At 32.6% G+C, this 1,021-nt stretch carries 1 protein-coding gene; it reads right to left on the bottom strand.

Features of this window, described 5'->3' with window-relative positions; all coding sequences use genetic code 11:
• Positions 1-166: 166 nt before the first annotated feature.
• Positions 167-439, bottom strand: coding sequence for a hypothetical protein (locus TY10_RS00380; protein WP_052350268.1), 273 nt, complete (start codon positions 437-439; stop codon positions 167-169).
• Positions 440-1,021 lie beyond the last annotated feature (582 nt).

The following is a 1,021-nucleotide window of genomic DNA, read 5'->3' as shown; positions in this document are numbered from 1 at the left end:
TTTATACCAGCGGCGCTCGTCCGCGAATAGTACTAACTCTGTCTGGTACTGCCTGGTTGTGCGGGACTAGGATGGAGAAATTTTAGCAGCGATTCATTTATCCAAAAATCCAAGATTCACCATATATTCCTCCCCCTGGTGTCTGATTATGAATATTATTAATAGTTTAGACACCTCTATACCATGCGATATGAGTGAGATTGTCAATGGCATATGTTACTTTATAAATAATGTTATCTTTTCCGTTTTGATTAGAAAATGGACTATCTTCTGCGTTTATTTTAGCTATATGGACAACAATTGCCCCCTTACTTTCAATCACTCTAGTAATCTCATTCTTATGCTTCCTTTCTAAGACGAAGAATCCGGTTATTAGCAATGTTGCGATGATTGCAACAAAAATTGATACAACTATTAAAACCAATTTGTTTCTGCTCATTATTTCTCCTGTACAAGTTCTTCTGCCCTCATATCATTTTCCTCTTCATATTTAATTCCAACAGGAAAATCAAAGAACTACTGCACTTGATTTGATGTGATATCCTTAGAAAAATCAAAAAAAAAATTCCCACTGGCTTTAAATTCCCCAAAATCGCCAACTAATAAGTTTTCAAATTTTTTAGGACTTAACACTATTAAAGTGAATCTGTCGAAGTTATTTGTTTGGATTAGAAGCTTAAAAGATGTTACTTTGTTAGATGCCGACATCCCCCTCCATGTTTCTGACTGTTTGTCAATTATAAAAACATAGAATGTACGAGTAGGAATGTAGTATTTATTTATAAAAAAATAACGCTCATTAAAACAAAAATAATTGATATTCCTATAAAGTAATTCATAAGCTGAATCCTGCTTCCAAGATAATTTATTTCAGTAATTAATGAGCAAAAAATTAATTAAAAGCCGAATAATTTCCTATCTCTCTATTACATAACGCATTATCACCCTATTGTCATCAAAAAAGTAAAGCCTCTTAAAATTATAGAACCTCAGCAGTCTCAAAATCAGACAAGAATTCACA

The organism is Paenibacillus gorillae (assembly GCF_000513275.1).
In the GTDB taxonomy this organism is placed as follows: domain Bacteria; phylum Bacillota; class Bacilli; order Paenibacillales; family Paenibacillaceae; genus Pristimantibacillus; species Pristimantibacillus gorillae.
The sequence above is the reverse complement of the archived record's forward strand: the minus strand, read 5'-3'. Positions and strand labels throughout refer to the sequence as shown.